This window comes from Enterococcus sp. AZ109 (assembly GCF_051714625.1).
GTDB lineage: Bacteria > Bacillota > Bacilli > Lactobacillales > Enterococcaceae > Enterococcus_A.
In genome coordinates this window covers 2677715-2702989 of sequence record NZ_JBIOSF010000001.1, presented here as the reverse complement: position 1 = coordinate 2702989, position 25275 = coordinate 2677715, and the positions used below count along the sequence as shown (strand labels likewise).

Annotated in this window: 42 protein-coding genes and 1 pseudogene; 1 reads left to right on the top strand and 42 read right to left on the bottom strand. The window is 38.4% G+C overall.

Going from position 1 to position 25275, the window contains the following annotated elements; all coding sequences use genetic code 11:
• Positions 1 to 180 precede the first annotated feature (180 nt).
• The 29 genes and pseudogenes from IGI42_RS13310 to IGI42_RS13170 all read right to left on the bottom strand — a co-directional run bounded on the left by IGI42_RS13310 (position 181) and on the right by IGI42_RS13170 (position 17211).
• On the bottom strand, positions 181 to 519 hold the full coding sequence (locus IGI42_RS13310; protein ID WP_438716352.1) for a hypothetical protein: 339 nt from the start codon (positions 517 to 519) through the stop codon (positions 181 to 183).
• Complete coding sequence (locus IGI42_RS13305; protein WP_438716351.1) at positions 503 to 673, bottom strand: hypothetical protein; 171 nt, start codon at positions 671 to 673, stop codon at positions 503 to 505. Before IGI42_RS13305 ends, IGI42_RS13310 begins: the two co-directional genes overlap by 17 nt.
• Positions 674 to 843: 170 nt before the next feature.
• A complete protein-coding gene (locus IGI42_RS13300) occupies positions 844 to 1410 on the bottom strand; it encodes a hypothetical protein (RefSeq protein ID WP_438716350.1) in 567 nt (188 codons plus the stop codon).
• Between the two features lie 60 nt (positions 1411 to 1470).
• Positions 1471 to 2283, bottom strand: a complete 813-nt coding sequence (locus tag IGI42_RS13295; protein ID WP_438716349.1) for a hypothetical protein — start codon at positions 2281 to 2283, stop codon at positions 1471 to 1473.
• The gene (locus IGI42_RS13290) at positions 2283 to 2540 is read right to left on the bottom strand and encodes a hypothetical protein (RefSeq protein WP_438716348.1); all 258 of its coding nucleotides are present in this window, start codon (positions 2538 to 2540) and stop codon (positions 2283 to 2285) included. Before IGI42_RS13290 ends, IGI42_RS13295 begins: the two co-directional genes overlap by 1 nt.
• A 12-nt stretch (positions 2541 to 2552) precedes the next feature.
• Positions 2553 to 2906 (bottom strand): hypothetical protein, encoded by a 354-nt coding sequence (locus IGI42_RS13285; protein ID WP_438716347.1) that lies wholly within the window; start codon positions 2904 to 2906, stop codon positions 2553 to 2555.
• Positions 2907 to 2927: 21 nt separating this feature from the next.
• Complete coding sequence (locus IGI42_RS13280) at positions 2928 to 3362, bottom strand: hypothetical protein (RefSeq protein WP_438716346.1); 435 nt, start codon at positions 3360 to 3362, stop codon at positions 2928 to 2930.
• Between the two features lies 1 nt (position 3363).
• Positions 3364 to 3735 carry a hypothetical protein gene (locus IGI42_RS13275; RefSeq protein ID WP_438716345.1) on the bottom strand — a complete coding sequence of 124 codons (372 nt, stop codon included), beginning with the start codon at positions 3733 to 3735 and terminating at the stop codon, positions 3364 to 3366.
• A complete protein-coding gene (locus tag IGI42_RS13270) occupies positions 3725 to 4132 on the bottom strand; it encodes a hypothetical protein (protein ID WP_438716344.1) in 408 nt (135 codons plus the stop codon). Before IGI42_RS13270 ends, IGI42_RS13275 begins: the two co-directional genes overlap by 11 nt.
• A gap of 10 nt (positions 4133 to 4142) precedes the next feature.
• Positions 4143 to 4472, bottom strand: coding sequence for a hypothetical protein (locus IGI42_RS13265; protein ID WP_438716343.1), 330 nt, complete (start codon positions 4470 to 4472; stop codon positions 4143 to 4145).
• Between the two features lie 10 nt (positions 4473 to 4482).
• Positions 4483 to 5439 carry a phage capsid protein gene (locus IGI42_RS13260; RefSeq protein ID WP_438716342.1) on the bottom strand — a complete coding sequence of 319 codons (957 nt, stop codon included), beginning with the start codon at positions 5437 to 5439 and terminating at the stop codon, positions 4483 to 4485.
• A 16-nt stretch (positions 5440 to 5455) separates the two neighbouring features.
• A complete protein-coding gene (locus IGI42_RS13255; protein ID WP_438716341.1) occupies positions 5456 to 6541 on the bottom strand; it encodes an XkdF-like putative serine protease domain-containing protein in 1086 nt (361 codons plus the stop codon).
• Between the two features lie 296 nt (positions 6542 to 6837).
• Entirely contained in the window at positions 6838 to 7077 is a 240-nt protein-coding gene (locus IGI42_RS13250; protein WP_438716340.1) for a hypothetical protein, read from the bottom strand.
• A 4-nt stretch (positions 7078 to 7081) separates the two neighbouring features.
• Positions 7082 to 8317: a hypothetical protein gene (locus IGI42_RS13245; protein WP_438716339.1), complete on the bottom strand. Its 1236-nt coding sequence runs from the start codon at positions 8315 to 8317 to the stop codon at positions 7082 to 7084.
• Positions 8310 to 9866 (bottom strand): phage portal protein, encoded by a 1557-nt coding sequence (locus IGI42_RS13240; RefSeq protein WP_438716338.1) that lies wholly within the window; start codon positions 9864 to 9866, stop codon positions 8310 to 8312. The genes IGI42_RS13245 and IGI42_RS13240 overlap by 8 nt, the downstream gene beginning before the upstream one ends.
• An 11-nt stretch (positions 9867 to 9877) precedes the next feature.
• Positions 9878 to 11281 carry a phage terminase large subunit gene (gene terL / locus IGI42_RS13235; RefSeq protein WP_438716337.1) on the bottom strand — a complete coding sequence of 468 codons (1404 nt, stop codon included), beginning with the start codon at positions 11279 to 11281 and terminating at the stop codon, positions 9878 to 9880.
• Between the two features lie 25 nt (positions 11282 to 11306).
• Positions 11307 to 11696 (bottom strand): hypothetical protein, encoded by a 390-nt coding sequence (locus IGI42_RS13230; protein ID WP_438716336.1) that lies wholly within the window; start codon positions 11694 to 11696, stop codon positions 11307 to 11309.
• Positions 11697 to 11723: 27 nt separating this feature from the next.
• Positions 11724 to 12374 carry a protein Mom gene (locus IGI42_RS13225; RefSeq protein ID WP_438716335.1) on the bottom strand — a complete coding sequence of 217 codons (651 nt, stop codon included), beginning with the start codon at positions 12372 to 12374 and terminating at the stop codon, positions 11724 to 11726.
• A 49-nt stretch (positions 12375 to 12423) separates the two neighbouring features.
• Positions 12424 to 12873 (bottom strand): annotated as a pseudogene (locus IGI42_RS13220) (ParB N-terminal domain-containing protein); the annotation flags it as partial.
• A 383-nt stretch (positions 12874 to 13256) separates the two neighbouring features.
• Positions 13257 to 13682 carry an ArpU family phage packaging/lysis transcriptional regulator gene (locus IGI42_RS13215; protein WP_438716334.1) on the bottom strand — a complete coding sequence of 142 codons (426 nt, stop codon included), beginning with the start codon at positions 13680 to 13682 and terminating at the stop codon, positions 13257 to 13259.
• A gap of 74 nt (positions 13683 to 13756) precedes the next feature.
• Positions 13757 to 13978, bottom strand: a complete 222-nt coding sequence (locus IGI42_RS13210) for a hypothetical protein (protein WP_438716333.1) — start codon at positions 13976 to 13978, stop codon at positions 13757 to 13759.
• Positions 13962 to 14249, bottom strand: coding sequence for a hypothetical protein (locus tag IGI42_RS13205; RefSeq protein ID WP_438716332.1), 288 nt, complete (start codon positions 14247 to 14249; stop codon positions 13962 to 13964). Before IGI42_RS13205 ends, IGI42_RS13210 begins: the two co-directional genes overlap by 17 nt.
• 32 nt (positions 14250 to 14281) lie before the next feature.
• The gene (locus tag IGI42_RS13200) at positions 14282 to 14503 is read right to left on the bottom strand and encodes a hypothetical protein (protein ID WP_438716331.1); all 222 of its coding nucleotides are present in this window, start codon (positions 14501 to 14503) and stop codon (positions 14282 to 14284) included.
• Entirely contained in the window at positions 14500 to 14883 is a 384-nt protein-coding gene (locus IGI42_RS13195) for a hypothetical protein (protein WP_438716330.1), read from the bottom strand. Before IGI42_RS13195 ends, IGI42_RS13200 begins: the two co-directional genes overlap by 4 nt.
• Positions 14880 to 15281 carry a YopX family protein gene (locus IGI42_RS13190; protein ID WP_438716329.1) on the bottom strand — a complete coding sequence of 134 codons (402 nt, stop codon included), beginning with the start codon at positions 15279 to 15281 and terminating at the stop codon, positions 14880 to 14882. Before IGI42_RS13190 ends, IGI42_RS13195 begins: the two co-directional genes overlap by 4 nt.
• A gap of 122 nt (positions 15282 to 15403) precedes the next feature.
• Positions 15404 to 15799: a hypothetical protein gene (locus IGI42_RS13185; protein WP_438716328.1), complete on the bottom strand. Its 396-nt coding sequence runs from the start codon at positions 15797 to 15799 to the stop codon at positions 15404 to 15406.
• An 11-nt stretch (positions 15800 to 15810) separates the two neighbouring features.
• Positions 15811 to 16002, bottom strand: coding sequence for a hypothetical protein (locus tag IGI42_RS13180; RefSeq protein ID WP_438716327.1), 192 nt, complete (start codon positions 16000 to 16002; stop codon positions 15811 to 15813).
• A gap of 337 nt (positions 16003 to 16339) precedes the next feature.
• Complete coding sequence (locus IGI42_RS13175) at positions 16340 to 16549, bottom strand: hypothetical protein (protein WP_438716326.1); 210 nt, start codon at positions 16547 to 16549, stop codon at positions 16340 to 16342.
• A gap of 371 nt (positions 16550 to 16920) precedes the next feature.
• A complete protein-coding gene (locus IGI42_RS13170; RefSeq protein WP_438716325.1) occupies positions 16921 to 17211 on the bottom strand; it encodes a hypothetical protein in 291 nt (96 codons plus the stop codon).
• Between the two features lie 124 nt (positions 17212 to 17335).
• On the opposite strand from IGI42_RS13170, the gene IGI42_RS13165 reads away from it, so the two are divergent.
• On the top strand, positions 17336 to 17824 hold the full coding sequence (locus IGI42_RS13165; RefSeq protein ID WP_438716324.1) for a DUF6609 family protein: 489 nt from the start codon (positions 17336 to 17338) through the stop codon (positions 17822 to 17824).
• 110 nt (positions 17825 to 17934) lie between these two features.
• On the opposite strand, the gene IGI42_RS13160 is transcribed toward IGI42_RS13165, so the two are convergent.
• The 13 genes from IGI42_RS13160 to IGI42_RS13100 form a co-directional block, all read right to left on the bottom strand.
• Complete coding sequence (locus IGI42_RS13160; protein ID WP_438716323.1) at positions 17935 to 18711, bottom strand: DNA adenine methylase; 777 nt, start codon at positions 18709 to 18711, stop codon at positions 17935 to 17937.
• A 32-nt stretch (positions 18712 to 18743) separates the two neighbouring features.
• On the bottom strand, positions 18744 to 18968 hold the full coding sequence (locus tag IGI42_RS13155) for a helix-turn-helix domain-containing protein (RefSeq protein ID WP_438716322.1): 225 nt from the start codon (positions 18966 to 18968) through the stop codon (positions 18744 to 18746).
• Positions 18969 to 19338: 370 nt separating this feature from the next.
• Positions 19339 to 19548 carry a helix-turn-helix domain-containing protein gene (locus IGI42_RS13150; RefSeq protein WP_438716321.1) on the bottom strand — a complete coding sequence of 70 codons (210 nt, stop codon included), beginning with the start codon at positions 19546 to 19548 and terminating at the stop codon, positions 19339 to 19341.
• Positions 19549 to 19630: 82 nt separating this feature from the next.
• Positions 19631 to 19831 carry a hypothetical protein gene (locus tag IGI42_RS13145; RefSeq protein ID WP_438716320.1) on the bottom strand — a complete coding sequence of 67 codons (201 nt, stop codon included), beginning with the start codon at positions 19829 to 19831 and terminating at the stop codon, positions 19631 to 19633.
• 50 nt (positions 19832 to 19881) lie between these two features.
• Positions 19882 to 20886 (bottom strand): tyrosine-type recombinase/integrase, encoded by a 1005-nt coding sequence (locus tag IGI42_RS13140; RefSeq protein ID WP_438716319.1) that lies wholly within the window; start codon positions 20884 to 20886, stop codon positions 19882 to 19884.
• Positions 20887 to 20914: 28 nt separating this feature from the next.
• Positions 20915 to 21166, bottom strand: a complete 252-nt coding sequence (locus IGI42_RS13135) for a hypothetical protein (protein ID WP_438716318.1) — start codon at positions 21164 to 21166, stop codon at positions 20915 to 20917.
• Positions 21163 to 21456, bottom strand: a complete 294-nt coding sequence (locus IGI42_RS13130) for a hypothetical protein (protein WP_438716317.1) — start codon at positions 21454 to 21456, stop codon at positions 21163 to 21165. Before IGI42_RS13130 ends, IGI42_RS13135 begins: the two co-directional genes overlap by 4 nt.
• On the bottom strand, positions 21453 to 21875 hold the full coding sequence (locus IGI42_RS13125) for a DUF1064 domain-containing protein (protein WP_438716316.1): 423 nt from the start codon (positions 21873 to 21875) through the stop codon (positions 21453 to 21455). Before IGI42_RS13125 ends, IGI42_RS13130 begins: the two co-directional genes overlap by 4 nt.
• Positions 21872 to 22135 (bottom strand): hypothetical protein, encoded by a 264-nt coding sequence (locus IGI42_RS13120; protein ID WP_438716315.1) that lies wholly within the window; start codon positions 22133 to 22135, stop codon positions 21872 to 21874. Before IGI42_RS13120 ends, IGI42_RS13125 begins: the two co-directional genes overlap by 4 nt.
• Positions 22128 to 22973 carry a DnaD domain protein gene (locus tag IGI42_RS13115; RefSeq protein WP_438716314.1) on the bottom strand — a complete coding sequence of 282 codons (846 nt, stop codon included), beginning with the start codon at positions 22971 to 22973 and terminating at the stop codon, positions 22128 to 22130. The genes IGI42_RS13120 and IGI42_RS13115 overlap by 8 nt, the downstream gene beginning before the upstream one ends.
• Before the next feature lie 52 nt (positions 22974 to 23025).
• A complete protein-coding gene (locus IGI42_RS13110) occupies positions 23026 to 24090 on the bottom strand; it encodes a hypothetical protein (protein WP_438716313.1) in 1065 nt (354 codons plus the stop codon).
• Positions 24083 to 25027, bottom strand: coding sequence for a DUF1351 domain-containing protein (locus tag IGI42_RS13105; RefSeq protein WP_438716312.1), 945 nt, complete (start codon positions 25025 to 25027; stop codon positions 24083 to 24085). The genes IGI42_RS13110 and IGI42_RS13105 overlap by 8 nt, the downstream gene beginning before the upstream one ends.
• Positions 25028 to 25070: 43 nt before the next feature.
• Positions 25071 to 25274: a hypothetical protein gene (locus tag IGI42_RS13100; protein WP_438716311.1), complete on the bottom strand. Its 204-nt coding sequence runs from the start codon at positions 25272 to 25274 to the stop codon at positions 25071 to 25073.
• Position 25275: the final 1 nt, after the last annotated feature.

Genomic DNA, 25275 nt, shown 5'->3' with positions numbered 1-25275 from the left:
ATTTCCAATTTTAATGTTTCTATCACTCCGGTTAAAACAAGTGTGACTGTGCTCGATTGATCAATAATAGATTCTAATGCTACAATGTCTCTTTTTCTATTATTGATGATTGATAAAATATCAGTTTTCATGTTACACCTACCTTTACTACCGATTTTTCGGTAGTATTTTTATTTCAGCTTATGATCGCTTGGGAATAATCTCAAAAGTGTCTCCAACGATTGTGCAAGTTACCAAAACACGATCCAATGTTTTTTCGCTTGAAATTGATCCTCCAAGAATATTCTTTACTTGGATTCCATCAACGTATAACGACTCTCCAACTTGTTTAATTGCACCAAGCTTTTTCTTTTGATTTCTATTTTCTTTTTCACCATTAATATCCATAGTAGAGGGATTTGATAGCACCTGAGCAACACGACCAGAATCAATAACAAATTCCGTTTGCTCCTTGCTACTCGTAATAGCTTGGAGCATTTCTACTATTTCATTCCGTTCACCTTTAATTGTTATCTCCATCTTTAGCACTTCCTTTCCACCACAATGTGGTATCCACGCCTTCGTTGGATGCTTTACCTTCTAACTTTTGTTTTGCTTCGCTCATCGCTTCTTCGTAAGGCTTCAACAAGCTTGATTCATGATCGTTATTGCCAAATAAGCTCCCAATTATCATGCTGAGCGAATCGACGATAGCTGTCTGTGTATCAGATTGCTTAGTTCTCCTTGCTTCATACTCTCGCTTATTAGCCCATTTGTACTTTCGAGTAAGCCAGCTAAATGATTGATCTAGTACAAATTCTTCAGATAGCGAGTAGAAGTATGAAACAAATTGAATTTGCTCAATTAAGCTTGTTGTGAAGGATTCAATTGCACGACTGGAGCTTTCTCCTGCGTTTCGCTCGCCTGTTTCAGATCCTCTTTGCTCATCGAACGGAATTTTGGACGGATCTTTTTTACTAAAGCTGCTAATTTCTCGATTGGAGTGTTATCTAAGAATGATGCGATAATTAAAGAAGTGTCGAAGAAGTCCATTTCCTCTGTTTCTTCTGTTGATTTATCTAGCAAAATAGCTAACACTTTGGCAATCTTTTCATCAGGAATTTCAGTTAAGAAGAACTCAACGCCTTCTTCAACCGTTGGAAACTTAGTATTAAACAAAGGATTATCCTTTTCACCTTTCTTCTGAACCCCTTGTTCGTCTAACGCAGGTGTAACAACAGTGTTTTCTTGACGCCAATTCGTAAATTTGCTGTAGATAATCATTCCATCACCGGCAACAAACTTCACCAGTTGCAAAACTTTCTTGTTAGTTAAGCGAGGCACAGGAATCTTGCTGTCATTTGACAACTCCACCATTTTCATTTCTGTAATAACGCTATTGATCTGATTAACTGTATTATTTTCTGTCATTTGTTTTCTCCTTCTTTATGCAAAAATAAAAGACCTTGCTACTAAGCAAGGTCTAGTGTTTTACACTACTTGTTCAATTTCAATGTATACATTTTCATCTTCAGGAAGATCATCTTGAGCGAAAGCAGTGAACGAAACAGGTAAAGTCGCTTTCTCTTTTCCGTGATTCGTTTCTACACTATCGCTGATTTTAGTTTCGTAATAGTGAATCATTAGGAACGTTTCGTCTTCACGTTTAACAATCAGTGTTAAGCTATGAGAATCGATAGAAGTAGGAGCACCGTAACTGATTGTTTTAGTTCCTAATTCATTCACAGGAGTTAACGTGTCTGTTGTGGTGTATGCTTGACCAACACCTTCTTTTAACGTAACAATATCGCCAGATACTTGAGAAATCGCTATAGTTTCATCACCAATTTTAGCAAAACGAACACCTGCAAAGCTTGTCCCTTTGCCCGCAGCTACTTTAATTTTACGATTACCTTTGTTTGCTGCAGCAGCTAATGTAGCAGGATCACCAAGATCTGCGGCTGTTTCAGTGATGTCTCCACCAACCCAAGCTAACGCACGGTTATTAATATCTGTTTCCATTAATGTAGTACCAATAGTGTTTGTCCAACCTGAAACAGTTGTATCGATCGGTGTTACTGATTGATCAATGACCACATCTTCAGTTTCATTCCCACGAGAACGACTGATTCCTTCGGTTGTACCACCTAAGTCACGAAAACCAGGTTTCAATTCAAATGTTTTCATATCCATAACGTCTGAAATTTTGGTTGGTCGGAAAGAAGGATCTTCTCCGACAATTAAACGCCCTGCTCCGCCTTGGATATTCTTTTTATTAAAATTAAAAAATTGTTCTTTTGGCATTATTGTTTATCCCCTTTCACTTCTTCATAGTTCCATGAAGAGCTTGCAATTTTTAATTTTTGCAACTGTTTTTCTGTTAGTTCTAAAACTTCACCATGAATGATTTCGACAGGATTGTTGTCGATCTTCACTTTTAAAGTTGTGCCATCTCCTGAATTGCTCAATGCTACAACTTTCATTTTTTTGTCTGCACTTACAGTAGATGTTGCTTGATTAGTTTTAGTTTCCTGCTTTTTTTCTTGCGCTTTTTCTGCCAAGATAGTTCCTCCTTAATTTTCAAAATAATTAATGTTCATATAACACCATGCCTCATCTTTTCCGCTATCTTCGTCAACATTTGGAATAGGTGGCATCTGGAAATCAATATCAAAAACGTTCACACCTTCAATATCAGCAAAGTTACGTTTCAAGTAATTCCCAACCTCTGTACATTTCACCAAAGCTTCTACATCATCCTTGGATCGGACTATCAGTTGGATAGTGCTTTTGCCTATCGTTTTTACTAAAAGACAAGGAAGAGGTGCGCCAGCTTCAATTTTCCACGTTCGAAACGCTTTGAATTCATCAGAAAAAGCAGCCTTCAGATAATTTCGAATGTTGCTTGATGCATCTACATAATCCACTTAATACCACCTCTTTCTTGCTTATTTTCTTTTCAATACGCTGTTCATTGCTCGCAAACCTTCGCTGATCATCTTATTCATGCTATTTTCTAAGCCTCGTGCGTAAATGTTGTATCTAGCTTCAAGAAAGATTGCATAATGAACGCCTGAACCAGTTCTTAGAGTCGTTTTAGTCGCCGTTTCCTCCCATTCGTGAATGATTGGACCAATATCAGCGCCTCGTGGGCCCAAAAAGTGTGTAGGATAACCGATTGAGTTAACATAAGCTGCCGTGTCAATGTGTTGATCATCACTAGTCACTTGTTTAGTACCGGTTGCCCACTCAGTAGCCATCGCTTCAACAAGCGCTTTTCGAGCTTCCTTCATTGTTCCAGAACCTTTTGCGAAAAATTCCGAGTCAATCTGAACGCTGACAGCAGCGTACTTCGCTTTTTGCTTATATCTTTTTCGGGCCATATTACTCAGCGCCTTTCAGGATGACCGTGTAATGATGCAGTCTTTTCCGATCATAATGAGGTTGAATATCTACAACCTTCATTTTTGCAGAAGTAAATGGTCGCCCTTTGCTATCACGTATGTTTACCACTGTCATTTCTGGATCAACTTTGGCATCTGGTAGTAAACTGATACTCGTTTCTAAGACACTCTCTGACCCTGAAGAATCACGAATGTAGATGTTCTTTGCCCTGTAGCGACATTTGACCTTTTTCGGTTCTTTCGGTTTTACGATTGGCCTCCCCCACTGATCCTCTTCGATTTCATCTGATTCAGATTCATCATGAGGTAGAATCAATTCGCAAGTATGAATTAGTAATCGTTCAAATGACACCGATCCTCACACTCCTTTTTCGAAGCAATCCCGTGCCTTCTAAAAAGGCTAAACAAGATGGAGCAACACGCCCAGCCTGACGACTCGAATAGCCGTTACTTGAAGAATAGCTATAATCTCCGATCGTTTCGCTTTGAGCACTTGCTGGCAAACCAGTGACGTTTACTTCAATTCCTTCGACTTGATAATACTCAATTTGAGCGCAGCATGCTTTTTTGATTAATTCTTGAACTTGATCTGAAAACTTGTCCAAACCAATTTTTGGTATCTGGTAATCAGTCAAAGCATCGATCAATTCTGAGGCTCTTTTAGCAAATCGAGGGAAATCAGTATCCCCAACAACTGCACCTTCATACTCTGTTTTATAGTAATCTTCATCAACATAGGGTTCTTTCATAGGTGCTCACCTACTTTTCTAAGGCATTTTCAGCTTCGACAGCTGCTGTCTTATTTCCATCGAATAACTCCCCGTTAGACAATTCATAGTGTCCGCGAGAAATCATTTTTGGAAAACTGTCGTCTTCATGCTGTTTCTGTTCACTACTATCAGTTTTTTCTACTTGAATTGGCTCATTCGTTTCTTTTGAGTTTTGCGATACAAGCTCTAAATATTCAACGCCTAGTTTATCGACGATTTCATTCGCACGGTCTGTAGTCAGAGTAATTAAAACGCCCGCACTGTAAATTTCATTTGTGCGAGCATCTTGAAATACTTTCTTTACTTTATATCGTCCCATTAATCATCACCTACCCTGCTGGAATAAAGGTTTCTTCATCTTCGGTACCGGAAGAATCAATATATGCGATCATTTTGTTCTCACGAATAACGAAGTCGATATCTTCAAGCATAAAGTGATAACTTGCCTGTTTTGCAACAGAAACAGAATCTTGAGCGGCAGTTGTTAGAGTCACGTTCACTCCCCATACAGTTGTCAGGTTCGCAAATGGTGTAAATAGGATTACGCCATTCTTCATTCCGTCGACAATCTCGACAGGATAGCCGGAAATCATAGTAACTTTCCCATCAATAATTGTTGCATCTCCCAAATTTGTTTGACGATTCTGAATCTCGGCAACGTAATGCGCATTAGTGGAGCGTGACATATGCCAAACAAACGTACTGTTAATGTATTTGTCTTCAAATTCTCCAATCACTTTGGTTAAAGTGGTGATCTTAGGCAATTTAGTAAAGCTGTGCTTCACTGCCGCATTTACTTTTGCTTGAACAATAAATCCGTTATTCAGCTTCACGAATGGATCTGCATCTGCTTCATCGCCGTTGTAAGCCAAGTCCTGTGTATCTGCCGCAAACTGTTGTTGCATTAACGATAGCAACGCTTGGCGGACATCTTGGCCGCGTGTGCGAGCAGTATAGAAGGTATTGCTATTTTCAATCCATGTATCTAAGTAAAGTGGCGACAAGTTAAACTTAACTTCGCTTTCTTCAGCAATATCCGTTCCAGTCGGTTCTGTCAAAGTTCCTTTGTGTTGTTTCAAGGTACGACGTTTAACACCTAATTTGTCAATTGATCCAGTGCCAGATTTAGCAAAGTAAACATGTAATTTTGGTAGAGTAGCGCTAGTTGCAATTGCATCCATGACAAAAGCGCGAGCATTGTCATCACGTAACGTAACGTTATTCCCTGCTTTTTGAATTGCTGTCATTTGTTTTAAAATTTCTTCATTCGATAATGTATTTACCATTTATTTTTTTCCTCCCTTATTCTGAAATCGGAAAGACTTCGTTAACGTATGAAGGTACATCCGATTTTTCGATTTTTTCCTGATACGTCGGTTCTTGGTTGTTACTGATCCGAGCTTTTTCAAGCGTTTCGATCTTTTCGTTTAGCGGTGCAACTGCTGCTTGGACTGCTTTTGTGAGAGCTTCAACATCAAATTGTTGAGCTTCGGCTTTAGTAACCTTCTTTTTTTCTTCTTTCTCTTTTTTCTTCTTTTCTTCGTCTGTTAATTCTTCACCTTCATCAGTCTTTGAATTTTCTAGTTTTTCTAAGCGCTCAGCGATTGGTTGCAACACTTCGCCTAGCGCTTTTTGTAATTCTTCTTGCGTCATTTCTTGTTCCTCCTTTGAATTTTGCGTACTAAAAAAGGACTTAATCGTATCGACTAGTCCTTGCTTTGTAACAGATTTAGTTGTTGGGATAGTACCGATTAATGCAGACAATTCTTCGATTTCTTTTTGAATGCCTGCTACTTTGTCAGCATCGCTATCCGTGTAATTGTCTAAGATGGACCATGTCGCTGATTGAAACGCATCAATAGCGGCATTCACATCACGATATGTTTTACGACGATTAAAATTGTCAGTGGTTTGTTTCTTGACTTCCTCAACTTGAGCAGTACCAGCTAAGGAGTAGCCTGTGAACTCACCTTTTTGAATACCTTCCCACATTTCATCAGTTGCTTTAGTGACTAATACCCAAGTACCCTTGGTGATGGGTGTTTCTCCGATTTCCATATCAACTGGGGCCACGTAACTCTCAACAACTTTTCCAGCATTTGTAGTAAAATCATGCTGCTTATCAATTTGCTGGTAGTCCTCCATAAAATTATGAGCTGCTTTTTCGATTGTTTCAGCGTCCATATAGTCGCCGTGAGCGTCTTCTGCGTCTGGCTCATAAACTACACCGTAAACGAGCTTTTGAGGGTCGTCAGCCTTTGTCACGAGCTTAACGATTGTTTGAAACGTTGGCTCTTCTTCAGACTTAGTTAGAAAGAAAGATTTCTTATTAGCTGCTTTGTCTACATAGGAAACGTGCGTTACTTTGACATTTTCTAGTTTTCGCATTTTTTCACCACCTTTCGTTGATAGTTAGAAGCTAGATATGACCTCAAGCCGGATCACCTTGCCTTTCTGACACTATCTGTCTGTTAATTTCCTCGTTAATCACATCTGGCGGTTTTCGCTCATAATTGAGTAGATTTAAATGTGTTTTCTGAAATAACAAAAGTAAATAAGTCAAAGACATCGGTCGAAAGTTATTGCGGTTTTCGTGGTTTTCCATTACTCTCACTCCTTTTTTAAGGCACAAAAATAGCGCAGACATCATTATGACATCAGCGCTGATATTAATATTGTAATACTTATCCCCAAGCTACTAAATCTTCTGCCAGAAACTTATCTTGTTTTAGATACATGTTCAAACGGGACCAAACGTGAACAGCATATCTTTCATGCCTATCTTCTTCAGAAATAATAGAGAAGATGATCTCATTTGAACTTGTATTAACAATAACTTCTCCAGGAGCATTCTTGTCTCCCTCGGGATAATAATGGTAAGTGTAGTTTATTCCATCAAAACCTATCATTTTTAAATCAAGCATGACATCACTTCCCTTCTATATTGTCTAAGTACTCATCTAGTGCTTTCTCATAATTCCAAGTCTTATTTGTTTTTTGATGGGCTTCACTGTATGAATAGTTTTTCTTATTCATTAACTCCCACTCCATCAGCTCATGCTTCAACATGATTATATCATGTTCTTGGATATTTTTCCCAAGAAACAGCCGCTGCCAAGACTCGGCCATGTCAATGTCTGGATCAAATCTTTTGCGTCCCGTCATCAAGTCATATTCGTTTATGAACATGTGATTATAAATCTTTCTCACGTCAGAACGTTTCATTCCAGAATATTTGGCGACTCTCTTAACATCTGATTTTCTGTTTCGAGCGGATTCGTAGATCCTATTTGCTAGCTCGTCCTTTTCCTCAAGTGTTCTCCTTTTCGCACCAGATTCATGACCATATATAAACATGGGTTCTAAAAAACAATGACAATTGATTGATTCACTTATAGGAATAAGTGGATCACGTGGATATCTAATAAACGTCTGGTTGATATAAAAGAATTCACCTTTCGCTACCACTTCGCCGTCTGCTGCTACATGTGTAGGTCGTGGTTCGTTTACTCCATCGGCATGTCGCCATTTTAATCCAATTACATTGTCGTTCAGCATCAACGCCTCATACTGTGATCCTGAGTACATTCTCAAAAGTTCAAGGATTGCTATTGATCGAGCACGAAAATAACCGAACACCCACTGCTCAGCGAGCGACATACTATCAGGTCTTTTGTCTTTATCCTTGTCATAATGCTTTCCAACAGTACGAATAACAGCATCATCCGTAGTTTTTTGTAGAAGGTTCGGTAAATCTTTTAACCATTTCTGCAACTCTTTATAAGCCTCTGATTTCAAATCAAATTCCCCATAGTTGCCATAAATTTCTTGAAAAGCTTCAAGTAAAACAAAAAAAGCTTCTTCCAATTCAGGAAGAACTTCTTCCTTTACTTTTGAATTGAATGATCGCTTTTTAATGGACCTTTTTATCTGTTTTTCGGTTGGAGATTTCTTAACGAATTTAGCAACTAGTTCATCAACAGCTTCTTGTAATTCTTCATAGTCAGTCTGAAATGCATCTTCCATCTTTGATTCGATAGAAAGAATGTATTCAATCAAAATAGTAACGAATTGGTATTCTGCTTGTTCTAAGAGTTTTTTTAGTTCATCATCTTCTTCTTTTTTTATTAACAAAGCTAGTTCGATCAGTTGAGCATCATTCATCTTTTGATCTCACCTCTTTAAGTAGCCTTCTCACAGATGCAGCAAGTTCACTCATTTTAGAACTACCGTATGCTTTCTCTAAATCAATATCACCTGGACCAGTTGCAGATAGCCCATAAGAGATAGGGTTATTCTGACTATTAGTCAGAATCGGTTTATTGTACTCATCGCCTTCAAAAGGTTCTAGTGGCTTATTCAATACTTTTCCTAAAATATCTCTCAAGTCATTTGGAGCAACCGCTCCAGCATTGATTGATGGGTCTAGAATTGATTTAATGTCTTCCATATTGACCAAATTTGAAGCTTTAAGAAATACTTCAACGTATTTGAAGTCGTAATCTCTAAACAGTGAGTTGATCCGCCAAGCATACGTTTCACGAAGCGGTTGAAAGACTTGTTCCTCAGTTAACTCCTTCGCCGTTTCAGCTGTTGCTCTAGTGTAGTCACTTGATCTAGCGACATAAATCGGTGGTAATCTAAAAGCTCCTAAAACTGATTCAATAACATTTTCGTCATATTCTAGGAATAAAGCATCATTTTGCAAGATGTCCGCGAGTTTCTCAATATGAATCGCCGGCTTTAGTTTATCTTCGCCATAACCAACCATGTCATCAACTGGACTCACCTTTTCGGCTTCAAGTAGTAAGAACTTATGTTGATTTTCCTCACCACCAATGGCATTTGCATAAGCCTGCAATGTTGCTTCCGATTCTTTAGTAAGCTGCGCATTCTCTAACGTAATAGCTAAAGGAATGTGTCTGCCTTGCGTGAAATAGCGATAATTCAGTTCATCTGCTTTACGATTACCTAAAATCTTAATCAGTGGACCTATCCACCGGGGCACGCCATACGGATCTTGAAAGTCACCAGTTTTCAAATGAATAACCTCGGTTGCTGTACCGTTACCCTCAGAACCCACGCTTCCGTTGACATTCAAAGGAGTTGGGTCACCGTATGTTTTATACCAGGTTCCAGATGATCGTGCAGAATCATCCATCGCATCTCGGAAAACGAAATACCGTACTTTAATTTCTTGTTTGTCTTTAGTCAGCACTCGATTCATCTTAGTGACTGTCATGTACTCAGGCTTAATTGAGTCAATGCCCACTACTTCACCTTTGATATTACGAATGACTTCAAGATAACCATTGCCGCATTCTTCAACATGACGAATGACTTCTTCGACTACCTCTTTTGCTGGACGCTCAAAAGACAAATCTTTTAAAAGACTCTCTAGTAAATTCCATTCTTCCTTCATTTCTTCCGTTTCTTCAGTATCATCTACTGTATAGCGAATGTCGAAACCAAAACCAGCCACGTTTGTTACATATGCTTCGATAGATTGGTTGAGAATATCTGATATTTCTGTAATTGAGCGAAGTGTTGCGATATCATACGACGGAGAAAGCTGCGTAAAATCTCTTCTCTGATCGACACCACCTTTTGATTTAAAAGTGAGCGAACGTTTTTTAATGATAGCAACATCCTGTTTTCTAACTTTTTCAGGAATCATCCCTGTTTTCCCACCGCTTATTATTCTTGATGACAAATCATCACCTCCTAAAATACTGTTTTCCTATCCGTTCTGCGTACATTTTTTGGTTTATTGTCTATACGAACAAGCGCTTGTGACATACTGTCAACGTCATCATCATGATCAGCGTTTGGAAAAGATACTAATTCATCTACTATTTCATCGGTGTATGGTTTCCATAAGGGATGAGGTAAATAAACGTTGCCTGCTTCCCATAATGGTGCAACAGCTTGCGCTCTTACCTCTTTACCACCTTGAGGAGTCACTGCAATTAAACCTTTGATTTTTTTCTTTAGCATTTCAATTACTGCAGAGCCGTTAGCTTTATCTTCAATTAGTTTAGCTACAGCGTCTGGCCATTTAGCAGTCATAACTTGAATAGCTTTCATGGTATCTACGATCCCCATCCGTTCGTGATGTCGATCGAGCAGATAAAGTTCAACACCTGATCGCCCCCAAACTTGACCAGCAACATAATCTGACGTGCTTTTATCTTTAAACGTACAATCCCATGACTGCAATTGAATATCAAAAGAGCTAGGCATGACTTTAACGTCATCACCTAGCCCTAATTTGATTTTCATTTCAATTGATGGAACATAATAACGAACCCAAGAACGTTTAAATATATCACCGCCAGCGGGTGTCGGTCGTTGCTGATAAAGAGATGCCCAACCACGAGAACCAGTGACAGCTTTTGTTTGTTCAGCCCATTCCTCGTCTTTACCAATTTCAGGCGCTAAGGCTTCGCCGATTTCACGTCCCAATAAGTCGTTTTCTTCAGCAACAGCCGGTATTTTAATCTCAATCCACGGAAGACGTTTCTCTTTTAACAACCGTCCAGCTAAGTCGTCTTCGTGCCACCTTGTCATGATAACTATTACCGATCCGTTGGCAGATAAACGAGAGAAGAATGTATCTTGCCACTCTGCGTAGATCTTATCTCGAATCGTTTTACTTTCTGCCTCAGCTCTGTTTTTTATCGGGTCATCGATTATTAATAGATCAGAGCCACGTCCTGTAGCACCTCCTAGGATTGATGTACTATAAAGTTGACCTAGATGTCCATCAATACCCCACTCTGAAACACTCGCTGTTTCTGAACTAAGTTTTATTCCAAACAATTCATCACTATACAAACGGAATTTCTCACGATTTTTTCGACCAAACTTTTTGTATAGCTCTTCTGAATACGAAACAACCATCGCTAATTTATCAGGATTTTTACACAAATAATATGCCGGGAATGTCTCAGTGATGAAAGTAGACTTCCCATGCTGCGGTGGTAACTCTACAATGATAAATAATTTTTCGCCATCAGCTATTCTTTGTAAGTAAGGAGCGATAAATTCTTGATGTCGCAGCGGCTTTAGCGTAAAACCAGTAGAATAGCAAAAGAAATCGATATAGCTTCTTCGAGCAAGTTCCATTCTCGCTCTTCTTACTAGTCCTGACTTATCCATCTTGGATTATCTTTCTTAATTCTTCAACAGATAATTCACCGAATGGATCTTTAGTAGCTATGCCACCACTATGCTCGATTTTCTGACTGTTTCCAAATTCATCTTTGGCTTTTCGCTCAAGATACCATTGCGAAACTCCGACATCACCGTTTTCAAGTGACCTCACAATATTCAGTTTTGCTCGCATTTTTGGACGACTTTTTAACTGCTCTTTTCGCTCCAAAAACTCTGGATGTTCCTTGCAATAGTTATACAAAGTAGAAGGGCTTATATCCGCATGAAGACAAGCTTCTTCGTCAGTAAATCCATACAGAAAGCCTTGCTCTAGTTTTTGGAGTAAAGATTTCGTAATTTTCTTTGGCCGACCACCTCTTTTCCTCATAATCACTCCTCCCCTCATTTATAAAAACTATACTGAAGATAAATCTATATTAGAATGATTTGTATAAACTCCGTCATCAGGTTCCTTTGGGTATTTTTCCGAAAAGTTCATCAAAAGCTTTCTTGCTTTTTTATTCAAGGGAAAAAGATATTTGTGCTTCCCTTTTGTCTTGTACTTCGTCATATTAGGATCAAGATTTTCTTTGATCCACTTTTCATTTTGAGTTCCTGTGCCATATTTAGCTCCTATAATTCTCATATGAACTCTTTTGTTATCTATGACAAATTCGGTTTCACCTTTTGTTTTTCCTACATAAATCCAGTTTGTTGCTTGATATATACCGCCTTTGTGCCCTTGCTCAATATCTGAGTAGGAAATTATTAGCTTTAATAGAGGTGATTTCTTCTTCAAAAACTTTATCGCTTGTGCTAAAACTTCACTCACAAATACTTTATGTGTTCTCATAGCAACTCTAGTTAATTCGCATATTTGTGTTTGATCTAGTCCATATTTCATTCCCGGTTTATTGTTTGCACCTCTTGAGAAAATAACGCATCCGATAAACTTGCCATCTTCCCAAGCACCAATCTTTACTAATTTTCCAACTGGCAAACATCTTGAGTAATGCCAGTGTTCACAAGCCCATTTAGCAGCTTTGTGGTCACACCAATCTATCACTAAATTACTCGATTTCACGCAAATCAAACCTTTCACCACAATGTGGACATTCGACTATTTTAGGTTCTAGAGCACTCAAATCAGGCTGCTCAATTTCCGAAGCTGGTAAAAAATCTGGTTCTAACTCTTCGAATCCAAACTCACTCATATCGAATTCTAAGTTTTCTAATTCTTCAAGCTCAATTGATAACAAATCATGATCCCATTCAGCTATTTCACCGACTTTGTTATCGGCTAGCCGAAAAGCTTTCACCTGCTCATCTGTCAAGTCATCAGCAACGATAACTGGAACTTCTTTTAGCTTTAACCTTTTAGCAGCTTTCAAGCGAGTATGACCATTTACTATTACATTATTTTCGTCAACTACAATGGGTACTTTGAATCCAAAGCTTCTTATTGAACTTGCTACTGCATCAACTGCATCATCATTCAGTCTAGGATTGTTCTCGTAAGGTATCAATTCATCTAGCTTTTTATAAGTAATGTTAGCTTTTTTCATTTCATTTCCCTCTTTCAACGCAAAATAAAAAGACCGCCTAAGCGATCTCTATGTACAAGCAACCTACCCCGTTATGGGACCCACTTTTTACAGATAGGAATGCTCAGTTGTAAATTTCTAAATCAAAAGGCAGCACCTGTCGAAATTAACGAAGAAACGGAGCGTTTCACCATCCTTAATTTAATGTGTGTGCTGCCTAAATTTGACGAGAAAGGAGATGTTCCCCCTTTCTGAATTTAGATTTTTGTGAGTGTCTAAATTCATTTGATTACTCTCTATATCAACAGCTAGTAAAGTGTTGGCTGACTAGCTGCATCTATACTTTGTTGACAATACCATTATCTCACGCTTGACTGCCTAACGACTGCCATATTACTGCCACATTACTGCCATTTTTCTGCCAAAAGACTGCCATTTTCATAAGCTTCGGCAAAGCGGATTAATGCTTGATCGAGTTCGCGGTAAAAAGTGCGCTCACTCATTTTGTAATTTAAGTAGATAGCAGTGTTAGTCAATTCACGATTATCCATGAACTTGTCGTGAATCAGTTGGCGATCATAAGCATTCAGTTTATTCATTGCTGTACTAATCTTTGATAATTCCTGTTCGGCTGTTACTTTACGTACAACAGCGTTTTCTGTTGCTCTTGATACCGTACCAGTAAAGCTTTTTAGCTCAAAACTATATGTAGCGGTGACCTTTGGAATAAACTCTTCACCAGCTATTCTTATCATTGAACGATAGCATGAAAGAAGGTCCCTCACGCTTTTTTTAGTTTTATCTTTATCAATTTCTGGAAACAATGTCATCAACCAAGCCACCTCGCCTTTCCCATGTGCTATAATATTTTTGTCAGCAACACATCACAGCACTGGGCTTAGGCTTAGTGCTTTTTATTTTGTCCATACTTCCTGACGTTAGCGGACTTGCTTTTTCTTACGACTAGCCCATTCTCACCCTCACTGCCTATATATTGAATTCGTTCTTTCACTTCTTTCGGAAAATTATACTTTGGTGTCCGAATTTTCCCATCTTCTATTTTAAAACCATAAACGGCATTATAACCTTCAACCATTTTATTCGGCTCATCAATCATTTTTTCCATTTGTTTCCCTCCGTTTATCAGCATAGTTTTTGAGATGTTGCTCCAATTTTCCAAGATTCATTTCCATCTCTGTAATTGTTACCCCTCTACTGGTAGGAGCTAAAATAGATCTTGTAAATTCAGAATGAGATAGCTCAGTTAATCCTAAGCGCTTTGCTCGTACCCATATCTGATATATTTTTTTGTACGATTTGCGATTGAAATAATGAAACTTCTTGCGCTCTTCACGATAAGCGATTTCTACAATGCGCCGCCATCTGTATCTATTCATATTGCTCTCCTTTCAACCCTCGGTTAGTGGACTCACTCTAGACCATCTTTTTGATTTCTTTTATACATCCTGTACCAGATCATGTCTAAACTCTTTTTAATATCTAGTAGTCTGTCACCAATAAAACAGACAGCATATAAAGCGATAAAATACAAGGCTCTATCCCACGAACCTACCAGAATTGCAATTAAGGCAAAGATCATCAATGCTGGTAAGAAACCTAAGTTGAAATACTTCACTATTTTTTCTTTCATTCCGCCACCTCTTCCGCTGTTGCTTTGCACCATCTCATGAAAGCTTTAACGAATGGTTGGAGGTTGTTAGAGCTTGCCCAGCCTGCAAAACCAATAAAACCATCCGTATTAAAGCTGATTCCTTCACGTTTATCGAAATAAGGTCCTGATACTTCGACAAATGCACTTTTTAAGCCGCCGCAGTCGACATTGATCTTTACAGATTTAGTGACTAAGCTCATTTTCAAAGTCTCATTTTCATCTGCATTTGCTAGTTCACCAGCTACATAAGCCCATAGATTCCAAATATCAGCTTCAAAGATTTTATCGTAGCTTAGTCCTACTTCTTTAAAGTATTCCCTAGCTTCATTTGTTGTATATTCTTTAGCTAAACCTTTCATTCCGCCACCTCCAACAACTCTGGATTTTCGTAGATGTTGCCAATTACTTCCTCCGAAGAGGTCCAAGCATAGCCTTCTGTTAATCCTGATAAATACCATGCTGGCATTCCGCCAAAGTACTTTCCTCCATACTCTTTTAGCCAAATTACTTCATGCTGGCATCCACTTGTGCAAGTAACAATATCGCCTTGAAAAACATCCCTACCGTTTTTGTCTTTCAAGCCTGTTGACTGCATGAGTTCGTAAGTTCCTTTGAAACAAACTGGATCGTACAGCTCTAGCATGTCGTCATGCCCACGAATCGGATCACAAATTATCGTGCATGTTGAAAAGTTTATCGTGTTAACAGCACGCATTATTTTGTCTTTCTTATCCCACGCTCTAAATTTCGGTATCATTCCGCCACCTCATTCCCTTTTATTTAGCTGATCATCTATCTTGCCGCTCATGAGCAATGACATTAAAGCTACTGCTACCGTGCCACCGAACATTGATCCTGCTATAAATGTTAGAAGTCCATTCATTCAGACACCTCCGCCAAGCCCCAATCGGCAAAGGCTGCTAGGACTTCAAACTGTTGTTTGCTGTCTAAATCTTCAAATGCCGCCAATAAGCAAGACTTCCATTCGCTCGGTCTTGTTTCATCATAAAGATCACTGACTGTTGTCACCGGATCACCGTTCTCTTTATAGCAGTCTGTGAGCCAGCCTAAGATAGCCTGTTGGTTATCATTGAGCGATGCCGATTTAACTTTCTGCGGCTCATCTAATTTCATTACTAATGTTTGAGCACTACGAGCCATATCCAAAGTTCCTTCCCAGTAGCCTTCTACTCTAATACTTATTGCTTTGCTAACAGCTTTTCGGCTTTCATTAATATCCTCTTCAAGTCTTTCGATTAATTCCTGTTTATTCATGATGCGCCTCCTTATAAATCATCGCCTTCATCTTCTTCAAATTCGCCTTTATCAAGATCATCAAAGGCGCTTGTCATTATTTTAATTATTAAATCGTAATCTTCGTCTGAGATTGGATCGTCCAGACCGCCATTGAACATGGCGCTTGTAGTAATCCCATGTTTTTCTTTCAATTTACGATAAGCATCACGTCTTGCTTTCATTCAACCATTCCCTTCTTTGCTGAGTTAGTGGACTGGTTAAAGCCTCTACTTATAGCCCTTTAATAGTCATATATGTCTTCTTTAGTAGCCCATTAGTATGATATAATTGATAAAAGTCTGGAATTATTCTTTAGAATTCCCAGTCGTAATTTACCCCGAATATCAGGGGACGAAAACCGAAATTCCTCTCTCATAAGAAGATTCTCTGATCAAAGTTTACCCCCGATTGTTAGGGGACGAAAACAGGTCCAGGCCTTCTTCTTTAGCTTGATTCATCAAAGTTCACCCCCGATTGTCAGGGGACGAAAATTATCCTTACTACTCGTGGTTAATGGAATCACTCCCAATAATCATCTTGGGCCATTATCCACTGGTCATACTCTTCTTGTTCTCGGCGCTCTCGTTCCAATTGGAGGTCAGAAACTTCAATCACACACTTAGCGGCTGCCCATTCAGCACCGCAATTGCTGCATACTAAATCTCCATCGCAATTTCTTGGTGACATCGGGTTATCGCAATATCTGCATTCTATTCTTAGTTCCGGCATAAATGCTCCTCCTCGTATTGATTAATGGATTTTCATTTCCTTCGAAGAATCATCGATCTCCTGATCACTCCATAAAAATTCAATCGTGCTGGTTAGCCATTTACGTCCTAATTGCTGGTTTTTTTCTGTATTTCATTTCTTAACCTCCCAAGTTCCGCAAACTGGACAACACCAAACTTCACAATTAGTATCTGATTCAACTTCATCCGGTTCAGGATCTTGAAACTGCATAGTGTATAAATCGCATCGTTCACAATATTCCTTTTCGTTCACTTAGCATTCCTCACTTTCTTTGGTTAATGTAGTGAAACTTTTTTCCAGTAAGCTTTCTTTTCAGCGTCGCTTACAGCACTAATAGTTAATTTACTTTTTCATTGACAAGCTCTTTCCGCATATCCTTCATCATTCAAAACCCAATACTGATTTTTTATCACTTCTGCACTGTCATCAATCAAATCGTCAATATCTATGTCAGAATCTTTTTTGTAAGATTCTCCAAAATCATATAAATCAATCTCAAGCAGATTTACAAAGCGATCATCTATATCAATCTCGTCAGATTCTATATAATCAACTTCTCTGTCAAAATCTTTTAAGGCTTGCTTTTTGTTCTCTGTCATTAAAGTTCTATCCCTATCAGTTTTAACCATATATAGTTTCATTTTCTTCTCCTCGACTCCTTACTTTCCGTCGTTAGTGGACTTTCTGTTTTATGATTTATTGATCATACGAACCTCCTCTGTGATATAATTAATTAAAAATTTCGGTGGCACAAAGGAGACTGGTATGCAAATTGTTGGTTTGTTTTTGATCGTTATTGGTTTAGCAATGGCTGTTTTCGACATTATTTACTACAAAACCAAAAACTTGAATGTTTCGTGGATTGGGTTCGGCGTTTTATATGCAGTAGGAATTTTTGGTGTATTAAGCAATGATTCCTTAAAAGAGGCCTTGCAAATCTCTACTGAAAAAAGCTTTTTCAATGTTTGGTCATTGGTAATTTTAGCTATTGGCATCATTTCTTCTTATTTCTACTTTCAAATTTTATCCAACAAAGGGGATAAAAAACTGATCATTGGCATATTAAGCGCTGTTGCTATCCATTTCATTCTGTTCTTTTCGTTGCATGCGTATCTTTTAGCAGCTTTATTATTATTGAACTGTTTTATTTCATATCGAAGGGAACAAATTTCTATCTACTCCACCGTCGCGATGGATGCTGGAATTAAGATGATTGTTGGATTGCTACTATTCATCTCGCCGCTACTTAAATAAACGTCTAAACTCAGCAGACCTGTTGAGTTGTTTTACTGAATCATTATGGTTACGTTTCATTTCCGCGGCTTCTTTTCCAAAACATCATTGGTACTTTATACTTTGTTTCGTTAGCTGACTGACACTGTTGGCTCAAAGTTCATCCATACCACTTCTTTTCGGGTGCCACGCTCTGCATTCGCCTGAAAATCAACCTTGATCCAGTCAGACAATTTCTGATCATAAAGACTATTTTCATAGCCACTTAAAATGACTTGGCCTTTAAACTGATTCAGTATCCCCAGTAATTCTAAATGCCGTTCATCTTCTAATTCAGTCTGATAATACTTGCCGCTGCGCAATGAAGTTAGATAAGGCGGATCCACATAGGCAACTACGCCATCCTTGTTGTACCTAGAAAGTAATTGCATAGCATCCTGATTTTCAATTTGAGCAAACTTCAATCTGTCAGCCACTTGATAGATTCTTTCTGGCAACTCTGACCACTCTCTGGTGTTCTTAGAACCATACGTGGCTATATTTGACCGCCAGCCAGTAGGATGTTTCTGAACGCCGCCTATAGACTGCCATCCTATTACCGCAAACCTTCTGGCATCTTCCAATGGATCCGTGCTAACCTCATAAGCTGCTTGTTGCTCATGCCTGCTTAACGGCGTAAGTGAAATCAAGCGAGCCAGCTCTTCCGGTTTTTCACGGCATATCTCAAAAAAATTGATCACTCTGCCATTCAGATCATTTATGGTTTCTATCTTTGAAACAGGTTTGTTGAAGAAAACTGCGCCGCTCCCAAAAAACGGCTCAACATAGGTCGTGTGCTCAGGGATCAAGGGTACTATCTTTTTTTGCAGTGTCCACTTTGCCCCTGGATAGTTAAATATTCTCTTCACAGCTTCCTCCTTTCTGAGTCCATACTTTCTTCCTAGTTCACGAAATCATCCAAGCTCATTTCTAACGCTTTAGCTATCTTGCAAATGAGCTCAAAGCTTGGCTTCTCTATTTTCCCCAATTTAAGAGCTGAAATTACTGTTGTATTTACATCCGCTCTGCGGGCCAATTCCGACTGATTAATTTGCATTGCTTCCATTCTTTGTTTCACCGTCAACCACAACATATTGTGGTTGTTCGTATTTTGTTCGCGCAACATGTTGCGAACCCTCCTCTTTTTCTGTAAAATAGGTAGTGGTAATTCCTCTGTTAAGACCCCCACGCACTCTTGATAAGAATTAAATACTGAATGAAAGCGAGGTTTTTAAATGGCCAGAGTCAAAGTTAAAATCAAGACGCCTAGCAAAGCTAAAATTAGGCGCGAAATTACTAGGGCAGTTCGCAAGAATTTGAATTGTTTCAATTGCGGAAGAAAACTGCCTAGCGGTATTGCAAGCACTGTTACCTGCCCTAGTTGTGGAGCTCGTACTAAGTTAAACTAGTCTTGTATTTCGATTTCCACTTCAATTACTCGTCCAATCACTACTCCAATAGCGATTAGGGCGAGTATTTTAATGCCTCTTTTCAAATTAATCACCTCCATTATTCTTTCTTAAATCATCTACAGTAATTCCCAAAGCATCTGCAAACTTGCAAACTAAACTAAATCGAGGGTCTTCTACTTTTCCACTTAAAATCTTTGTCATATGGGACGTTGGAATTCCGACTAATTTAGAAAGCTTGTAAGCCGTGATTCCTTTTTCGGTCAACTTATCATTTACCAGTTCTACGTTGAACATCTCTATCCCTCCCTAAAGGGCTACCCTTTTGCTACCTTTTGGCTGATTTAATTTAGCTAATTTAATTCCGCTAATTCTTCCCTTAACCAACTTTGCTTACTTGGCTTTTTTTCCATTTTTGATAGTGCTTTTCCAGCAACCATTTCTCTTTTTGAATATTGCGTAAAGCGGGATTACTTTCTGAAACTCGATTGCTATAATACTGAGCTAAATCTTTTAGCATCTTTTTGTGTTCTTCAAATTGCTGTTTTGTCGTATAATTCTTAATTTGATCGGGATACATTCATTCACCCCTTTATCATTCATGTAGTATTTGATCCAATCCTTTTTTCTTTAATTCACATATTTATCGTGCAACATCTTCATATCGTTATCCCCTAAGTCAAGATATTGAAGTGTTGTATTCATATCATCGTGGCCTAGGAATCGCCGGACATCGTTCAGGCTCATTCCACGTTTGATTGCAAGCGTTGCGGCAGTCCTCCGAAATTTGTGCGGATGTGCATGAATGCTGGCTCTATCGCCGATATCCTTTGTCATTTTCTGAATACCGCTCTTAGTCATTGGATCGCCATCTTGCTTGCCATACAGAATTGGACCAACTGTATGTGGTTTTTCTTCTAGATACTCTCTCATAGCTACTACGGTTTTAGCATTGAAGAAAACTCGGCGTTCCTTTGCTCCTTTACCAACTACGCTACAGGCATTGCTGGCCAAGTCGTAATTTTCGAACTCAAGAGCTACCAATTCAGATACCCGACATCCGGTACTAAGCAACATTTCAATTACTAACCGTTGCTTACTGTTTTTCGCGGATCTCCGAAGTAATTCAACCTCTATTGGTGTAAACGCCTTTTTCAGTCGTTTCTCAACTTTGATTTTTTCTACACGTTTTCCGGGATCGCTGGTGATATATTCTTCGTCATGCAACCATCGGAAGAAGCGGCAGATACAACCACGTTCATGGTCCAACGAAGAACTACCTAAACCGTCAATCAGACTTCGATTGGCTATATATAAACGGATATCGTTTGTCTTCACTTCTGAGAATGATTTCCGCACCGTCCTCATAAACTTATCTATGGTGTACATATATAACTCAATCGTTCTCTCAGATAATCCAGCCAATTTTTTCGAGATAAAAAACTGTTTATAAGCGGCTATATCTGAGGTCTCATCGTAGATAATGATTTCATTTTTACTTTCTTCGATTGAATACTGAGACATTCGAATTGTCATAACTACTTGTAATTTTTGCAGCTGGCTTAAATCTAACTCGGTTTCCATGTCAGCAATTACTCGTTCAACAAGTACTTCTCTTGCCTCTTTCGTTTTCATGGAAAGTCACCCTTTCGGTATAAAACAACTAGTGACTTGAAATTTTTTGATTTAACAGTTCGTGAACTACTTTATGACCTTTCGAAGTAATGATTATTGTTCTTGGCTTTCTCTCCTCATAATTAATCAATTTACGTGTCTTTAGCTTATCTACATGTGCCCAGGTAGATGAAGTTGATTTCAATCCGACTAAATCGCTGATTTCTCTAATAGTCGGCGGATATGGTCGTTCCTCGTTGTAGTGAAAAATACACAGTAATATTCTATTGGCCGTTTTCATCTATCTGCCTTCTTTTTAGGTACCATCCTTGTTAGAACAACTACTGTTCGATAGTTCAACCTATCAATCAAGTGATCATCTTCTTGCTGAGTAGCAATGATTCTTACAACAGCTGTGTTGGTTAAAATCTTTTCAACTTTACCAATAAAGGGGTATTTCCAAGATTCGTCGTCTCTTGGGTAACACAAATAGCTCTCGCCAATTTCAATGTTAGATTTCTTAGTTTTCTTGCGTCTTATCGGCACATTTTTTATAGCTCCTTCTCTGCCAATGAACGGCTCAGTAATCATCTAATCACCTCTCTGCGCTTTTTTCCTGGCATGTTAAAGGGGTAATGGACAAACCCATTTTTTGTTTTCTTAGCCAATTCAATAACGACGCCATATTCTCTAGCAATCATCTTAGCTTTCAGGCGAAAATCTTTCGTTTCAACACCCTTCACGTCCACTAGACGTGTTAGCTTTCCACGATAATAAAATGCGTAATCAGCAACGTATTGCGACTTCCTTATTGACCACTGATTGATTTTCAAGGCCGGTATAATATCTAACCGCTCCTGCAGGCGAAGTTCACACCCTTTATCACTTGCATACTTAACAGCGATCGGATAATACTCAGCTTCTGCCATAGAATCAAACCAATTCCCGTGGCGATAGACTTTCTTATTTCCATACTTCGTTTTTTTCTGCCTCTGTCTAATAGGCCTCATGACACTACCGCATTCTTTCGTTGTAAAGTTATCAGCATACTATTTGCCCATTCATGCCAGTAATCATAGGATTTATCAGCAAGATCCCAATATTCATTTTTATTGGGATAAAGATTCAAATGCAGAAAAACTGTGAACTGTTTAAAAACTCTTTGATCTAGGACAGCATTCTTCAGCCTGTCAAGGCTAAAAATCATCCTGCCTTGATATTCAACAGGTAATAAATTTGTAATTGATTCCGCTAATTCAATATCACTCATTCAGCGTCACTCCCATTTCTTTTAGTTTTCGTCTTTGCTCCGCTTCCACTTCTGCTTCGCTTTTCGGATGTGAAATATGGCTAGGTAGTTCCTCGATTCGTCTATTTTGGTTGTGCTTTCTCTTGGGTTTAGTCGCTGATTTCACTTTTTCTAGAGAATCAAAATCCTTGTTGGTCCAATCGTTCAATATTGCGTTCACGTACGGTTTTACACCTTTTACGTCAACCGCGTTCTGATAAGCGAGTTCTAGCGCATGACTGACCATCTCGTTTGGCCATTGATTACACCATTGGAGAATAGCATCAGTTACAACACCGTTCAGCGGCCTATTTTGTCCCCAAAATGAATTCGCTAATTTCAAAGGTGATTTTCCAGTCTCATCATGATTATTTGTTTCGTTTAGTTTATTTTCTTTTTGTTTATTTAATGTGCTACTGTTTTGTACACCAACTTGTATACTATCTTGTAAACTACCTTGTACACTACCTTGTACACTACCTTGTACACTACCTTGTACACCAACTTGTATACTATTTGACGTAGCGGGATCTTGATACAAGATTATGATTTTATAGGAGGTAGCTTTGGTACCATTGCTTTTGAACTCAATTAACCCTTCCTGCTTTAAAGCGTTTCTAGCTTTGTTAATGCCTTGACGTGATAAACCACATAGGGCTTCGAGTGAAAGATTAGCTGCAGTAAACCACTCTATCCATGCGCATGTATTGTTTATATGCAGCAATGCGTGATATAAAGCAATTTGCCCACTGGATAACGGACTTGAAAGCTGCCGATCATAAAACACTCGAATTTGGCGAATCATATTTATTTGGCGCAACGGCTCTCCTCCTTTCTATAAATAGTAAAGAGAGAGAATTCTCTCTCTTTAATCAAAATGGTAGATCATCATCACTAATATCTATTTCCCTGCCTGACAATGGCGGCTTAGAACTATTAAATAATTCTTCTTGCTCGAATTCTTGGGATTGTTTTTCCATTGCGGAGTCAAGTTTTTTTGTTAGTCTATTAATGAGATCTGCCGCTGTTTTGTAATCAATTATTGCAAGATCATCAATCTGATAAGCTTTGACTACTTCATCTGCTGTCAAATTATTAGCAGCTCCGATAATGCTTGCCAAGTTTTTGATTTCACTTATTTGCTCTTTGGAAATCGATTGAACCTCATTTTTTGCTTGATCTTTGCTAGTGCTTTCTGTGGTTTTTTTTCCATTTAAAAGCATTACTGCAGCTTTTTTCATACTTTCTTGTTTAGCATCTTTTGCTACCCATTCGATATAACTTCTGTCCTTTTTAAGTATTTCGCTTAAAGTTTGACCTTTATACTTACCAAATGTAATTTTCATATTACTAGCGTCATTGTTATTCATTGTTTCCATCTGTTCTTTATCAAGAAACTCCTTCATATCCTCAATATCTTGAGTAAATACATTTGATAATGCTCCTACTGTTAAAGCAGCATCCACTTGGGCACGCTTTTTAGCCATTTTCAATACAGTATTTACCAATGTATATGGATCTTGATAGTTTCCATTCCATAACTTTTTCTGTTCTGTTTCGCTCCATTCATTTTGACGATAGCGAGTTTCCTTTGTATTAGCACTACCAAGTCCTTCAGTAATTAATAAACCATCTTTATATAGAGAGGATTTAATGGTGTATGCAAAGAAACCATCATTGTAGTTTTCAACTTTATCTACGATCACATATTCACTAGTCAAACCCATTAACATAAGAATTTTTTCAGCTCCAGGTTTTAGTAGTGTTGGCTTATTAGTTCCTGGAATAGTTCCATAATCTTGGTCTACTCTCAATGTCTTTTGAACAACCAACTGAAAATTATCGATTGCTTTAAGCTGATTAGACACTTGTTCTAAGTTAGTATTTGCAACTAAATTTATCGTTGAATTTCCCTGTGTCATTACTTCATTAGTCATTACTGATCACCACTTTCCGGAACTCAATGCCTTGTTCTGTCATGTATTGGTTAAGCGCATATAGCTTTGATTTGGGTCCACTAATTTCTAAAGTAAATTTCAAAATCTCATCTTCTGGATTTTTGCTTAACAACTCTCCAGTTTCAGTATCAACTATTCCTGCCTCTACAACTTTTTGGCGTTCTTTTTCGAGATTTTCCATAGCCTTTTGGTACTCTTTTTCAACAGCTTCTTGTCGTGCCTGTTCTGCTTTATCAATGTTCTTTTGTTCTACAGCTTGTTTCATCTGTTCTAATACATCATTGACACTGTGCCCCTGAACAATTAATTTTTCCCAAGCATATGGTTCCAAACCATTCATAGTTGCAAATGTTTCAACAGTTTTTTTATCGCCTTCGATTCTCCGTTTTTCCAAAGCGATAAATCCTATTTTGTCTGCAAGTGTCTTTAAAGTTTTACTATTCACTTCCCCTTTTTTGGTAAAGTTAGATTTGTTAATCCAACTTGGATCGATCTCTACTTCTTCGATTAATACATCATAATTGGGCGCCATTTCAGCAATAGTTGCTTCAAGAACCTCCATGCGTTTCTGTTTTTCACGATTTTCAAAATCCTTAATACCGACATCGATATCGTTTTTAACGTTGTCAATCTGCAATACATACTTTTTAATACTGTCTTCGAACACTTTTAAGGGCTCATTGTATTTTCTCTTTACGTCTTTTCGCTGATCTTCCAATATTTTTCGAATTTTATTCAATGATGCTTTAGCTTGCTTTGCTTCTGGAATGTTGTCATCAGTAAAGATCAAAACGTCATAGGTAGTTACTAATTGGTCTACAATACCTGCCAAGTGTTCTTCGTTTTGAATTACGATTTCGCTAGGGGTGTAGCTCACCCCTACTTGAAGTTCAGTTGATAATTGTGTTGTTTCCATGCTATAATCCTCCTAGATATTAATGTTTGCGTCTGAACTATGCTTAGCGGCGGTTCAGACGCTTTTTTCTTTCTTCGTATTCTTTATCGGCTGAAATCATTTCAGTTGGAACAATGATTACTGCGGCAATGGTAACGACTATAGCTAACGTGACCTCTAACGATGTGTTTGCAAAAATTCGGCAGGATAATATTGCTCCGATTAAGAATGCCATCCCAAACCCTCTGATGATCTTTAGGTTTCTCATA